The sequence below is a fragment of the Archangium violaceum genome (assembly GCF_016859125.1).
GTDB lineage: Bacteria > Myxococcota > Myxococcia > Myxococcales > Myxococcaceae > Archangium > Archangium violaceum_A.
Map to the genome: position 1 here is coordinate 4586076 of NZ_CP069338.1, position 13218 is coordinate 4599293.

The 13218-nt window shown below is 63.8% G+C and carries 11 protein-coding genes; 6 read left to right on the forward strand and 5 right to left on the reverse strand.

From position 1 onward, the window contains the following. The first annotated feature begins 86 nt into the window (after positions 1-86). The 5 genes from JQX13_RS19770 (at position 87) to JQX13_RS19790 (ending at position 4910) form a co-directional block, all read left to right on the forward strand. Positions 87-1286: a cytochrome P450 gene (locus tag JQX13_RS19770; RefSeq protein WP_203410513.1), complete on the forward strand. Its 1200-nt coding sequence runs from the start codon at positions 87-89 to the stop codon at positions 1284-1286. Beyond that, the gene (locus tag JQX13_RS19775) at positions 1283-1615 is read left to right on the forward strand and encodes an antibiotic biosynthesis monooxygenase family protein (RefSeq protein ID WP_203410514.1); all 333 of its coding nucleotides are present in this window, start codon (positions 1283-1285) and stop codon (positions 1613-1615) included. The genes JQX13_RS19770 and JQX13_RS19775 overlap by 4 nt, the downstream gene beginning before the upstream one ends. Before the next feature lie 43 nt (positions 1616-1658). After that, positions 1659-2453, forward strand: a complete 795-nt coding sequence (locus JQX13_RS19780) for a hypothetical protein (RefSeq protein WP_203410515.1) — start codon at positions 1659-1661, stop codon at positions 2451-2453. A gap of 69 nt (positions 2454-2522) precedes the next feature. Next, a complete protein-coding gene (locus JQX13_RS19785) occupies positions 2523-4157 on the forward strand; it encodes a Tox-REase-5 domain-containing protein (RefSeq protein WP_203410516.1) in 1635 nt (544 codons plus the stop codon). Positions 4158-4166: 9 nt separating this feature from the next. Next, complete coding sequence (locus JQX13_RS19790) at positions 4167-4910, forward strand: Imm52 family immunity protein (RefSeq protein WP_203410517.1); 744 nt, start codon at positions 4167-4169, stop codon at positions 4908-4910. Positions 4911-4962: 52 nt separating this feature from the next. Here the strand turns inward: JQX13_RS19790 and JQX13_RS19795 are convergent, their stop codons facing one another. The 3 genes from JQX13_RS19795 to JQX13_RS19805 form a co-directional block, all read right to left on the reverse strand. After that, positions 4963-8202, reverse strand: a complete 3240-nt coding sequence (locus tag JQX13_RS19795; RefSeq protein ID WP_203410518.1) for a DEAD/DEAH box helicase — start codon at positions 8200-8202, stop codon at positions 4963-4965. Further along, the gene (locus tag JQX13_RS19800) at positions 8199-9023 is read right to left on the reverse strand and encodes a hypothetical protein (protein WP_203410519.1); all 825 of its coding nucleotides are present in this window, start codon (positions 9021-9023) and stop codon (positions 8199-8201) included. Before JQX13_RS19800 ends, JQX13_RS19795 begins: the two co-directional genes overlap by 4 nt. A gap of 413 nt (positions 9024-9436) precedes the next feature. Beyond that, a complete protein-coding gene (locus tag JQX13_RS19805; protein WP_203410520.1) occupies positions 9437-10234 on the reverse strand; it encodes a hypothetical protein in 798 nt (265 codons plus the stop codon). A 368-nt stretch (positions 10235-10602) separates the two neighbouring features. Here JQX13_RS19805 and JQX13_RS19810 point away from each other — a divergent pair, with 368 nt between their 5' ends. Then, positions 10603-11760 (forward strand): ATP-grasp domain-containing protein, encoded by a 1158-nt coding sequence (locus tag JQX13_RS19810; RefSeq protein WP_203410521.1) that lies wholly within the window; start codon positions 10603-10605, stop codon positions 11758-11760. An 18-nt stretch (positions 11761-11778) separates the two neighbouring features. On the opposite strand, the gene JQX13_RS19815 is transcribed toward JQX13_RS19810, so the two are convergent. Together JQX13_RS19815 and JQX13_RS19820 are read right to left on the reverse strand one after the other, a co-directional pair. Further along, complete coding sequence (locus JQX13_RS19815; RefSeq protein WP_203410522.1) at positions 11779-12315, reverse strand: DUF2378 family protein; 537 nt, start codon at positions 12313-12315, stop codon at positions 11779-11781. A 43-nt stretch (positions 12316-12358) separates the two neighbouring features. Next, positions 12359-13132 carry an alpha/beta hydrolase gene (locus JQX13_RS19820; protein WP_203410523.1) on the reverse strand — a complete coding sequence of 258 codons (774 nt, stop codon included), beginning with the start codon at positions 13130-13132 and terminating at the stop codon, positions 12359-12361. Between the last annotated feature and the right edge of the window lie 86 nt (positions 13133-13218).

A 13218-nucleotide genomic window follows, 5' to 3' on the forward strand; every position in this document is an offset into this window, starting at 1 on the left:
GCGCCCCACTCCGAAGACACTGGCGCCGCTTCCGAGGCAGAGCGCTCTCCGCGACTCCCGCGGTGCGAGCCCTGGAGCACCCATCCATGACCCTTCCGCAATCCCCTGTCGCGGCGGTAACCCATCCCGACCCCTATCCCTATTACGCGCGCCTGGTGGCGGACAGGCCCCTCCACCATGACCGGGAGCTGGGGCTCTGGGTGGCCTCGAGCGCGGAAGCCGTGACGGCCGTCCTTTCCCACGACGCCTGCCGGGTACGCCCGGTGTCGGAGCCGGTTCCGCGCGCCTTGCTCGGCTCGCCCGCCGCCGACATCTTCCGCCTCCTGGTTCGCATGAATGACGGCGCCAGCCATTGTCCGCTCAAGCAGGCGGTGTCCGCCACGTTGGGGACGGTGGATGAAGCCCGGGCCCTGGCGCTGGGACGCAAGTGGGCGCGGCGGCTCTTCGAGGAGCTGGCTCCCGCGTCCCTTCCCGGCGGGCTGACCGACTTCGCCTTTCGCCTGTCCGTCCACGGCGTGGGGGAACTGCTGGGCATGCCGGAGGCGCACCTGCCACGAGTCGCGGACTGGATGAGCGATTTCGTCCGCTGCCTCGCGCCCGCGAGCAGTCCCGAGCAGGTCGAACGGGGCAGGGTGGCCGCGGGCCAGCTGCTCGGCCTGTTCCGCGAGTGGCTCTTCGCCCGGCACGCCCTCCCGGCAGAGTCACTCTTGTCCACCCTCGCGCGGGAGCTGGGGCGCAGGAGCGGGGGCCTGGATGTCGGGGAGGCCGTGGCGGCGAATGGAATCGGTCTGATGTCCCAGGCCTACGAGGCGGGAGCGGGGCTGTTCGGCAACACGCTGCGGGTCCTGGCCGCCCACCCCGAGTGGCGCGAGCGCGTCGTTGCCAACTCGGGCCTGCTGGGCGACGTACTTCGGGAAGTCCTCCGGTATGACCCACCCATCCAGAACACCCGCCGCTTCGTTGTCCGGGACGACGTGGTCGCGGGCGGGCGGATGAGGGCGGGAGACGTGATTCTGGTCGTCCTCGCGGCGGCGAACCGGGACCCGCGGGTCCACCCGAGTCCCGAGCGCTTCGACCCGTTCCGGCCGGAGCGGGAGACGCGCTCCTTCGGTGCCGGGGTCCATGCCTGTCCGGGTGAAGCGCTCGCCCTGGCGCTCGCGAAGGCGGGCGTTGAACGTGTCCTGATGTCTCGCATGCCGTTCGAGTCCCTGGCGGGAGCGGTGACCTATCGCGCCTCCGCCAACGCGCGGATTCCTCTCTTCGAGCCTGGGAGTGCACGACTGTGATTGCCGTCATCTTCGAGGTGTGGCCCCACGAAGCCCACCGGCAGGACTACCTGGACACCGCCGCCGACCTCCGGCCGCTACTTGAGGGCGTGGAGGGCTTCATCTCCATCGAGCGGTTCACGAGCCTCGGCGAGCCGGGGAAGATCCTCTCCCTCTCCTTCTGGCGGGACGAGAAGGCCGTCGAGGCATGGCGCACGCTGGAGGCGCACCGGGCCGCGCAGGCCCGGGGCCGGGGGGGGCTCTTCCGGAACTATCGCCTTCGGGTGGCGGGCGTTCTCCGGGACTATGGCTTGCGCGAGCGGGAGCAGGCCCCCTCCGATTCCCGCTGATTCCCTGAACGATTGAAGGCTCCTGGGTTGTAAGATGCGGACGATGCAGATCATCCATCGCATCTCCATCTCATCGACGCCCGAGATCCGAGGGGAACTGGCGGCCCTGGGGGTCATCGTGGGGGCGAGCGGGTTGGTCACCTTCGAGGTAGATGAGGCCCACGAGGCGTGGTCGGCCCTGCGGCAGTGGATTGCGAAGAGCGGGGCCGCGGACATCGTCAGCACGAAGTTCTCGGAGAGGGAGTTGGCAGAGGCTTCATGGTTCGCGCTGGAGCCGGGTTGGCACCATGGATACCCTCAGCCAATCGAGGCCCACTTCGGCTACCGGGATGCGACCTATGCGAAGGCAAGCTTCTGCGAGCAGTGCGGTATTGGGTTGGAGCAGAAGGCTCCCTTCCAGATGAAGTCCGAGCCGAGGTGGGGGCGCAACGGCATCCTTCAACTCTACTGGGTCTTCGACGAGTTCTTCGTGACACCAGAGGTCTGGAGCACCGTCTTCAATCCTAACGGAGTGGGCTGCCGGCCGGTTCTCGACGTGGATGGCACGGAGCTGAAGACTGTGGTTCAACTCGTCATCCAGGAGCAGGTGGGCGTGGTGGTGATGGGCCTTGAGGTGGAGCGCTGTGCACGTTGTGAACGGGTCAAGTATTTTCCCGTAACACGAGGTGCCTTCCCTCCACTGGCGAGCGAGCCCCCGACCCGGATGGCGAAGACGAGGGAATACTTCGGCAGTGGAGCGTCGGCCCACAAGGGTGTTCTGGTGTCGCGGGAAGTGGCCCGAGCGCTGGCGGCGGAGAAGGTGCGGGGAGCCTTGGTGCGGCCGGTCAGGGAGAGGTGAGTTTCTATGCTGCCCCGTGAAGTCTTGGGTGTTCAACTCCAACGCATGCGGCTGGGAGAGCGGTGCGGCATGTCCAATCGTCTTCTTGGCGTGCATTCCTTTCGCACATGGCTGCGCTCCAATGTGGGCGTGTTTGTCCCGTTGGCGCCCGCTGGGGCTAAATGCAGCCAAATCGGCGTGGTGCTTCTGGCCTTGGCCGTGGTCGTGCTCCTCGAAGGGTGCGCCACCGGCCATTTTCGCGGGAATCCGTTGGGCGGCGACGGTATCCGCTCGCGGGTCACCTCGTTCCGCCACAACTCCGACCCTCTGCGATCTGTCGCCACGCTTGCGCCCGGAGCGGTGGGAGGTGCCGACGGCGTCCCCTCGCAGGTGGCGGACCCGTTCCAGGTTGTGCAGGAGGCCAGCGGTCTGCCGATGGAGGCTCGGCACCCAGCGGGCGCGGCGCTCTACCTGGAGCAGGCTCGTGCGCTCCTGGAGCATCTAGCGAAAACGCGCGTAACACCGAAGAATTTCGCCCCGCGCCGGGTACTGTTTTGGCTGCTTCGCGAGGTGCTCGAGGGCGGCGAGCGCGTGGAGTACGCCGACTTGAAATGGCGTGCCGAGCGGTTCTGGCTCCTGGTGCTGGTGCGCCCGGATGGCTACCTGGTGGCCGCGCTCACCGGCTCTTCTCTTCAGCGCCTGGGCCCACTCGAAATCGTGGAGGGCGAGTGGATGGTGGGACGCCTCCGGGTGGGCGACTTCTACTTCTCGCGCGGCGGCATCTTCTACCCGGTTACCGAGGCCTTGCGGTGCGCGGACAGCCCGCCTCTGGCCGAGCTGGGTCTGGAGAGAGACCCGCTCAACGCCGCACTCGACGGGGCCCAGGATGCCATGGGGGAGATGGCGGTGGCTCTGGCCCAATCCGTCCTCCATCCCATCCGCGCTGTCGAGGACCTCGCGCAACTGCCCACTGCGGTGGCGCTCCTCATTGCCTCTTCGCCCGGCTACTTCGCGCGCTACGGCGCCATGTCCCGGGAGGACCAGATACGCGAGGCGGCACGGTTGTCCACGCACATCATCATGATGCTCGGGGGCGCGGAGGCCATCGTCGGGCGCATGAGCGGGCTGGGAGCCGAGCTGCCGGTGCTGTCGCTCACGCTCAAGGGCGAAATGGTGCTGGGCCGGGTGGTCGTGGCGGGAGGCACGATGGCAGCCTCAGCGAGCATGGACCTGGGAGCCCTCTCCATCCTCCACATGGCGGGTAGAGGCCAGGGAAACACCGGCAGGAGTCGCAACCCGGGGCGGTCCACCAAAACGGCTTCGGCGAAGGGGCCCGGCAAGTGGACGTACAAGAAGCCCACCACCGAGTCCGAGCAGGCCCGTGATTACCAGGAGCAGATAACGGGACGGCCCGCATGGTGGGTGTACATGACTGGCGCCGTGGAGTTCGACGGCTTCAATGGTAAGGCGCTGCTGGAGGCCAAGGGCGGTAGTTATAAGAACTTCCTCACGAAAGGCGGTTCAGCCCAGCATTGGTTCGAAAATGGGAAGGGGTTCAAGGGGCTGATGGACCAGGCGAGGCGGCAGTCGGACACAGCCAGGGCGCTGAATCTGCCGGTGATCTGGCACATTGCCGAAGCGGAATTCGCGAACTTCCTTCGAGCCCTTTTCGAAGAAAATGGATGGGACAACATCACCGTCAGCCATACGCCGCCAGCGCGGTGAGGAGCACGCATGTCGGAGAGGTACTACGTAGGGGCGTACTGGGGGCCACGTCAGGAGAGCGCGCTGGAGTGCGCCCGGCGTGCGGCAGTCTTCTTCTCCATGCTGGCGCGATGTGACCCGACGTTCGCTCAGTGGTACAGGGGGGGACGAGGAGCCCCCCGCGAGCTGCCTGGTCACCCAGTCCGCCCAGAGGTGACGGAGTGGGAGCAATTGTTCCTTCGCGGGAGGAACCGCACGGACGCTGGTGGAAAGGTGATCGAGGATCTAGGGTTCAGCGAGTTCGTGTGGAATGCGAAGAAGGAGCGGACCCGCGTCGAAATTCACTGCGGTGAATACTCGCCATCGGGACCAGGAAACACCTGCCTGCTCTATCCACCCGATGAGGGGCCGGGACGGGAGCGACTTTTAAGTGCTCCCGTGCTGGCCGAGGTTCTCACCAGTGTGGCTACGGCGTGGGATCCCGACTTCGCCATGGCCAGCTCGACCGAGATGGTACGCCTCATTCAGAAGCGGAAGCGAGAGGTGAGGGTGGGATGGCTGACGTACCTGTCGCGCCGCCTGGGCACGGTGCCGCCGCTACCCGCTCCCGTGCGCATCGAGCCAATAGGGGCTCTTGGATGGCTTCTCGTTCTCTCCCCCGAGCCCATGACGGCGAGCAACCCCGAGCACGTGGCGTTCACCGCACGTGTGCGCGAGTTGCTTGACCGAGCAGGCCTTATCGAACGGCCCGAGCCCGCGCCGGTTGGCGAGTGACGCAATCCGTACGAAGTATCGTACGAAGTGTCTGACTCCCTTACCGAGAATTTCAGGCCACGCCTCCCGAAAACTCTTTCCAAATCCAACGCATGTCAGCGGGACTGAGGGGGGAATTAGAAGGAATGCTACTGCGCCAGTCGCTTTCACTCAGGTTTCCTACCCAGCCGCGCAGGTCATCGAAAGATTGGGGCTCTCGGCCAGCACGAATTTTCCACAGACGTCCCAAACCTTCGGCCACTACACGCGGAACGCCAACCATCCGGAACCAGACGGCTTCTCTATGGCTCACTCCGAAGTAGAGCATCGAAGGAACGTGTCCTGCCTCCTGTAGACCCGCATCGTTCGTTCCCGCAAGGCAGATTGACTCCAGTGCCCCCATGCCCCAAGAAGCTCGACCCAGGAGTTGTGAAAAGAGGTACTTGGAAAAATTTGAGAGTTCCTTGTCCGGATCCTTCTCGACTCCCGGTGTATCCCTCGTATGGCGGCGAGCGATTACGTCCAGCGGTTCCCCCCGAACCCAATCGCGCAAGATCGAAGCAACACGCTTAGCGTCAAAAGGGCCTTGTTCGTCGCTGCCGAGCTGAATTTCAGGCAGAGAAGCAATAGCAGAGATGCGAAGAGCGAGTGGCCCCAAATCTTCGCCGAAGAGCCGGTCGGGTTGCCATTCCGAAGTACTCTGAAGCTCAGGAGTGGCACTCTTTCGCCGCAGTAGATTGAGGACGCTGGGTGTTGCGAAGCCGGTCTGATCAGCTAGAACCAATGTGCCTCGCGATAGCCCGCGAACCTGCTCCAAGTACGCGCGACAGAGAGCAACCAGTCGCTGAACAGCACTATCACTCTGAGCACGGACCTGATGATAAACGAGGCTGGATCGGAGAATATCTTCCACGTCATCGACGTGTGCTGCAAAGTCTTCGCTGCCGGAGACGCGCATCGCGTGCGCCAGGAATTGTAGCAACGGTGATAGTTCTGGGACGTTGATAAGCGTGTTGATATCGAATTTGTCACCAATCTCGTCGATGTGGTCGACAAGGAGCGCGAGTTGACTGGAGATGGCAACTGCCTCTCCTTTCAGAAATGCGGAGAACTTTTCGACGTCGGCTTTTGTAGGTGCTGGAAATGCGACAAGTCCAACGGGGTCGACGAGTGTTCGTCCCGCACGCCCTGCAATGTTCCAGAACTCAGAGTAGGTGAGGTCGTCGTTTCCCTTTTGGAGGGTCTCAACGATGACCGTCGAAATAGGAAAATTGACTCCCTGGGCTAGGGTCGTGGTTCCACAGACAACCTTGACTTGGCCTCGACGAATAAGCCCCTCAAGGAGCGCACGGGCTTCAAGTGAAAGGCCTGCATGGTGATAAACAACTCCGTGGCGAATGCAATCTGCGAGTGCCGACTTTCTGCCTATTTCGGCCTCAAGATAGCGACACACGGACTCGCATTCTGATGTCAGCGGAACTTCGGGAAGGGCCTCGGCGAGTTCTCGGGCTCGAGTGACAGCGGTCCCTGGACCGCGACAGAGAACAAGCACCGATCCCTTGGTGCTCAGCGCGTGTACTGCTCCACGGACCAGAGAGCGAATCGATGTCTGATCAGGAACCTGATCGCCCCGAGCGAGAGTGATCTTCAATCCAGCACGGACGTCGACGTTGTCCGCTGCTGCCAAGGTCTCTAACGTGAGTTTTCTGGTTCCCTTCTCCTTCTTGCTACGAATTGTACCCACCACGCGACGGGATGGACGCCAGTCAACGCGGATGGGGGGGATAGTGCGGTCATCCCCCAGCCACGTGAGAAGCTCACTGGATTGTGGGATAAAGGGGGAGAGGAGTAGAAACCGGACGCCAGGCCTGTCTCGCTTGATCATTCCCAACAGGAGTTCAAGTCGTGGTCCCCGGTGTCGCTCTGCCAAGTTGTGCGCTTCATCCGCGATCACCAGCGCCAAATTTTTGGCGATGGGGTGATCCTTGCGCACTAGGAGGTCGAGCTTCTCAGGCGTTGTGACGAGAATGTCTGCACCGCTTTGGAGAAGGCGCTCCTCGGTAGGGTCTAGTTCGAAGGCTGGAACTGCTTGCTCAACTCGCAGATTGAGGTCTCGGAAGTCTGCCCTCAGTTCAATCGTGACTTGATTGACGAGCGCGCGCGTGGGAACGACATAGGTGATGGTTCCCTGGCTGAGCGCACGGGTTTGGATGATGGCAAACTTTGCGAGTAGCGTTTTGCCAGCGCTAGTAGGCATTTCCACAGCGATGGCGCGAGGGTAGGGGTCTAGGAGACGCTCTCGAAGCGCAGTTTGCTGCGCCGGCCAGAGTTCAATGACGGGCCGTTCCGCGCCGCGACGCGCAAGGTGCCTAGCAAGAAGCTGCGCAGGTGCCCCTAGACCCTCGACCTGCGACCAAATGGAGTTCTGCACGAGTTCTCGGCATCCGAGATGGAGAAGGCGAGCTAGGTGCGCGGAAGGCTGATCTCCCGCCGATTCGAATGCTGTCGTCGCTTGGTCTTGATGGCGTTCTAGCCGCGTCAGGACTCGACCTGATGCTTCCTTCCCCGTGCTGAGATAATCGCCGCACAGGGTGACGAGCTGGGCAAGATGGTAGAGGCCTACGAGCGAGAGTGCTGCACGGACTGTGGTACTGTCTTCACCAGAGCCAGACTGCTTGAGCCATGTGTCCTCAAATTGCGCCTGTAGCTGGCGCAGACTGGAAATGGAATCTAATGCACGGTCAACATCGCTCCAGCCGCCTTGCTTCCGAACAAGGAGAACGAAGGCCCTGAATACATTAGAGGCAACATGGCCACGCCAGTCGGAAGGGGCTGGTGTGTCCGCAAGTTCAATGCGACTGAGATCTAAGCGAGCCTCGGCGGAGCGTCCAGCGGCGACACTCGCTACGCCGAGGTGAAAGGCAAGGGAAAGTGCGGGCGGAATGAGCGCCTCTGGCATCTCGGCCGCCATCAAGCGTTCGCCCTCCTTTGAGACTATTCGAGAGGGCTTTCCGATGTCCTCTTCGCCCGGAAGGGCCATTAGCCCACGCCAGCAAGCCGAGGCAAGGCCGAAGGAACTTTGCGCGGTCGCGCGGTCGAAAGATGCCTTTCGTGCAGTCCATCTCCGATAGGCGCTGAGGCCTTGAATTTCGTACAGAAACCCGAGACGGGGCAGACGCTCGGGTTGATAGGCCACCGTGGATTCAGTTACCTCGGAGGCTAACGTCGCAGCGATTGTAACCTCGGTAATCCGTTGAACATCATCGGCAGCACCCGTATCTTGCAGAACTGCTGCGAAATCGATGTTGTTCATGCGGCCTCCATTGCGGAGGTGCAGTGCTTGTGCCACGCATCGATTGTCGAATCGATGTCGTCAGGCATGCAGACAATCCAGAAGCGGATTTGCGAAGGGTCGAAGACCTCGGGCTTTTTTATAAACTTTCCGAAATCTGCCTTCTTGTGGCAACTATGCGGTCGCACCAGTACACAATAAGAGATAAGCTGCAAACGGCTCCATTCCTCTTTTTCGAATAAGAGCGCAGCTGCAAAGAGGTAGTTACGGATATCTTCGTCCCTGACGTGTCGCGCCAGATCGAATAGTTTGTTGTAAGTTGCTTTGCGCTCAGTGAGGTGAAAGCGGTGCTGTCGGTGGAGCGAGTCCTCTGATTTTTCGACAACCTGTGGAGGGGATACGTTTTCGCCAGACACCTTCGTCTCGCCCAGAACTAGCGTGAGGACTGGCCCTGTTTCTACGCCAACAAGGTCAATGCCCCGGCCTGGAAGATTAACGAGTTCGCGGTCACGGATGCTACGGTATCCGAAGCGTGTCTCGTACTCTTTCTCCAAAAGCATGTAGGCGATGGTTTCCCCGAAGTCGCTTCGGGTGACATCGAAGGTAGTTCCTGTCCGCTGGGGAATGCAGGCTGCGGCCAGCTTGGCCTTCAGTCCTGCGACGTCTAGAACCTGAATACCATCAAGCTGCACCTCAGTTAAGGGAAGTGCAGTCTCTGTCCGTAGACGATTGTACTCCTTGGCAACTGCCTGCAGGAACGATTCAGGGTCCTGCGGGGTCACCACTCGGAAATGGTGGCTCCCGGAATCGTAGCTGGCCACCGCTTTCAATGCGATGCTCATAGAGGGGCGTGCTCTCCGGCGGGCATGCTTTCGGTAGGACAGCGCTTCTGCTTTGCCAAGAAACGCACCTTAGCACACCAGAGTAGAGCTGGAGCATAGGGGGATGGGGCCCTGTGGACGGTGGCGAGATGGTGCAGAGAGATGGCGGCCGGGAGCCAAATGCCGTGTGCCGGGCCGGTTATAGCCGACAGTGCGGCCCACTTGAAGCACTTGGCCGCGCCCCCACGAGGAGCGCGGCAGGGGCTTGGACGTCTTGGTGTGGTGGCGAGAGCGCCGGGGTCAGTCTTTTAAGGCTGCGTGGGCAGTCCCATGTGCTCCAAGGTGGTGCTCTGCCGTCACGTAAGGTCGCGGTAGGGGACGGCCTTCACCTCGACTGGCTCGACTTCCTCGTCTGCTGCGATGGCCTTGCGTACTCATTGCCCAAGAGACTGGGGCGGTGGCTTGGCGCTGACGGCGATCGTGTAGCACTCCCCTTGGTACTCGTGGAGTTCTTCAGGGCACGGTGCCTTCAGCTTGTGCGGCACCCAGCAGCCACCCATGATTTCTACCTCGATACGGGGGGTGCAGGGAGGACGCTTCTGCCCCTTGTAGGGTTTGCTCGGTAGGGGACGGGCAAGGAGATCAATAGACCCTCCATCCCTGCTGTCCGTGAGCGAAATTCCCTCGAAGGGCATCGCGGTGTCCGTCTGCACCCCCTCGGGGTTCATGGGTGATAGCGCGGCTCTCCATTCGGAATCCGGGCCGTCGGGTGGTCGGGACATGTTGGCCAGGGCGAAGAGCAGGGCGCACGCCGCGGCGGCACTCGCCAGGGCGAGTCCCAGGCGCCACTTGGGGCGAGGTTCGTCGGCCGTGGGTAGGTGCCGGGCCATGCGTCTCACTCCTTCGCGCAGGTCCTCGAACGTGAACACCAGCGCTTCCGCCGAGTGTCTGTCCGGGGACACCGACCACGGGGTTCGCTCCACCTCCAGGGCCAGGTAGTCGGGCGAACTCGAGGAGACGCAGCGCACCTGCCAGTCCTTCCGCCGGGTCTCGCCGTCCTCGTCCTCGGCCGTGGGCTTGAGCACCAGGGCCGTCGCCCCGCTCGTCTCGTTCGTGGCCCGGTACAGTTCTCCCCGCTCCCGTGCGGCCTGCTGCATCTGCTCATGCAGTTGGTACGGCCCCAATCGCTCCGATTCCTCCCAACTCGACCCGGACTCCTTCTCGTCCTTCATGCTCGCTCCTCGCTCGCCTTCCTGTCCGCTCGGCGCCTGGGGCTCTTGTTTGCACCGAAGTCGTGGCCTTGCTCCAGGAGGTGACTGGTGGACCATGGGGAGGCCTACTGTCCAGGTGGCACTCTCCGTGTCTCTCGGGTGGGTGGAGTTCACCCGGGGTAGACCCTCACCCCAGCCCTCTCCCAGAGGGAGAGGGGGCTTTCACAGGGGCAACCAGGGAGGCGAGATACCCTCACCCCAACCCTCTCCCGGAGGGAGAGGGGGTATTGCGAATGTCGCGGTTCTTACTCGGGGCCGACCTGGAAATGGGCGCCGTCTCCGGCCGCGCTATGGTGACTCTCGCGCAGGAGGCCCTCCCGAGCCCGCCCATGAACGTCGTCTTCATCTCACCCCATTTTCCTCCCCAGTTCTTCCACTTCGTCACCGCCCTGCGCGAGCGCGGTGTCACGGTCCTCGGCATCGGCGACGCCCCCTACGCCTCCCTCCCCCACGAGCTCCGCGAATCCCTCTCCGAATACTTCTTCACCCCCAACCTCAACGACTACGACGCCCTCCTCCGCGCCACCGGCTATCTCACCTGGCGCCACGGTCGCATCCACCGCATCGACTCGCTCAACGAGACCTGGCTCGAGGTCGAGGCCCGTCTCCGTGAGGACTTCCACGTCCCCGGTCTGCTGCCTCCCGACATCGCCCGCTTGCGCACCAAGCTCGGCATGCACGATGTCTTCAAGAAGGCCGGCGTCCCCCATCCCGATGGCATCCCCGTCAAGGACGCCGCCGGTGTGAAGGCCTTCGCCCGCAGCGTCGGCTACCCGCTCGTCCTCAAGCCCGACGTCGGCGTCGGCGCCGCCCGCACCTTCAAGGTCTCCTCCGATGCCGACGTCGATGCCGCCCTCGCCGAGCCCCTCCACAACTACGTCGCCCAGGCCTTCGTGCGCGGCGCCATCGTTACCTATGACGGGCTCGTGGACCGCGATGGGAACATCGTCTTCCGCCTCAGCCACGAGTACAGCGATGGCGTCATGGAGGTCGTGCTCGAGCAGCGCGATATCTCCTTCTGGAGCCTCACCGAGGTCCCTCCCGCACTCGAGGCGCTCGGCCGCCGCGCCGTGGCCGCGCTCGGTCTTCGCGAGCGCTGGTTCCACCTCGAGTTCTTCCGGCTCTCCGACGGCAGCTACGTCGCCCTCGAGGCCAATCTGCGTCCCCCCGGTGGCTTCATGACGGACATGATGAACTACACGTGCGACATGGACGTGTACCGCCTCTGGGCTCGCATCCTCACTGGCGAGGACCTGCGCGACTTCCGCTACACGCTGAAGTATCACGTGTGCCACAGCGCCCGGCGCGCCAGCCGCCGCTACCGCTACTCCCACGCGGAACTGGTGGCGAAGCTCGGCGACGCGCTCCTGCTCCACCGCGACATGCCCGCCGTCTACCACAGCGCCATGGGCAATGAGATGTACCTCACCCGCCACAAGGACCTCGCCTCCATGCACGAGGCCATCCGGCTCATCCAGGCCACCTGACGCCCTCCCGGCGCGCCCTCAGCGCTCCTTCCAGGTGAGGAGGTAGACCGTCCCCCCGTCCTCCTCGCGCACGATATTCGCCCGGGGTTCCTCCGCGCCGCTCACCCGCAGGAAGCTCACGAAGAGCGCCTCGGCGTAGCCCGGCGCGTCCAACACCGAGTTCATCCACATCTCGTAGGCGGTGGGCCCCAGCTGCGTCAGCCGCACCTCGGTGTAGTTGTCCGAGGTCCGCAGCGCCTGCGTCATCTGGTGCACCGTGCGCCTCGGGCCGAGCAGCCGCAACAGCCTCAGCAGCGCGCGCCCCACCAGGGTCCGGCCGTAGCCCTCCAGGTGCGCCGCCGCCAACAGGCCGAAGGCCTCCTCGCGCGGCATCCCCGGGTACACCTCCTCGATGATGATGTGGAGGCAGTGCTTCCACTGGTCCACCGGGTAGGCCGGCAGCAGCGGCCGGTCCAGGTCCAGCCCCACCTGTCGCAGTCGGTTGCGCAGGCGAGGCGTCACCCGTCCACCCACTCCGTACCGGAGCAGGCCCTCCACCACCTGGACGAAGACCATCCGGTCTTCCTGCTTTACCTCGCGAGGTCGCAACCGCCCCTCTTCATCCGAGCAGCCAGTTCATCGCGAACGGTAGCCGCCGCTGCCAGTCGCGCTCGTGGTGGAGCCCGCCCGGCTCGAGCACCAGCGCCACCTCGTGGTCCGCGTACCCGAGCCCCTTGAGGTGGAAGTAGAAGTCGCGCGTGGCCTCGCCGTAGGGCATCGGGATGCCGCCCGGGTCGATCCACTCGTCCGCCCCCGCGTCCAGGTAGATGCGCGACCAGCGCCGGGTGTGGGTCGTCCAGTTCCGGAACATCTGGTACTCGCTCCACATCACCGAGGGGGACAGCGCGCCGATGCGGCCGAACACCTCGGGGTACTTCCAGCCGAGGTACAGCGACATCAGCCCGCCCAGCGACGAGCCGATGATGGCCGTCCACTCGGCGCCCTGGCGCGTGCGGTAGACACTGTCGATGTACGGCTTGAGCGTCTCGACGACGAAGCGGGCATGGGCGTCGCCCCGGCCGCGCACGTTGCCACGTGGCTCGTCCCACGGGGTGTACTCCTCGAGACGCCCGGGACCCGAGTCGATGCCCACGATGAGCCACGGCTCCCCCCGGCCCTCGCCCACCAGGTGCTCCACCACGTGGTTGGCGCACCAGGTGTCGAAGACCGCCGACTCGGCATGCGCGAAGACGTTCTGCCCGTCGTGCATGAAGAGCACGGGGAAGGCGTGGTGGGGGGCCTGGTCGTACCCGTCCGGCGTGTAGATGCGCACGGTGCGGGTGAAGCCCTCCTGTGGAGAGGAGAAGTCTCGGATGATGTGGACGTGACCCATGGGCGGGCGCCGGAGAACGGCGGGGTCGAACGATAGTCAGCCCCGCGGTCCCGGCCAACTCCCCCGCGTCCCGGTCCGCGTCCTGG

Bases quoted from the DNA above. Each gene is read 5' to 3' on its own strand.
- JQX13_RS19770 (WP_203410513.1), top strand. From the start codon at position 87: ATGACCCTTCCGCAATCCCCTGTCGCGGCGGTAACCCATCCCGACCCC.
- JQX13_RS19780 (WP_203410515.1), top strand. From the start codon at position 1,659: ATGCAGATCATCCATCGCATCTCCATCTCATCGACGCCCGAGATCCGA.
- JQX13_RS19785 (WP_203410516.1), top strand. From the start codon at position 2,523: ATGTCCAATCGTCTTCTTGGCGTGCATTCCTTTCGCACATGGCTGCGC.
- JQX13_RS19790 (WP_203410517.1), top strand. From the start codon at position 4,167: ATGTCGGAGAGGTACTACGTAGGGGCGTACTGGGGGCCACGTCAGGAG.
- JQX13_RS19795 (WP_203410518.1), bottom strand. From the start codon at position 8,202: ATGAACAACATCGATTTCGCAGCAGTTCTGCAAGATACGGGTGCTGCC.
- JQX13_RS19800 (WP_203410519.1), bottom strand. From the start codon at position 9,023: ATGAGCATCGCATTGAAAGCGGTGGCCAGCTACGATTCCGGGAGCCAC.
- JQX13_RS19805 (WP_203410520.1), bottom strand. From the start codon at position 10,234: ATGAAGGACGAGAAGGAGTCCGGGTCGAGTTGGGAGGAATCGGAGCGA.
- JQX13_RS19810 (WP_203410521.1), top strand. From the start codon at position 10,603: ATGAACGTCGTCTTCATCTCACCCCATTTTCCTCCCCAGTTCTTCCAC.
- JQX13_RS19815 (WP_203410522.1), bottom strand. From the start codon at position 12,315: ATGGTCTTCGTCCAGGTGGTGGAGGGCCTGCTCCGGTACGGAGTGGGT.
- JQX13_RS19820 (WP_203410523.1), bottom strand. From the start codon at position 13,132: ATGGGTCACGTCCACATCATCCGAGACTTCTCCTCTCCACAGGAGGGC.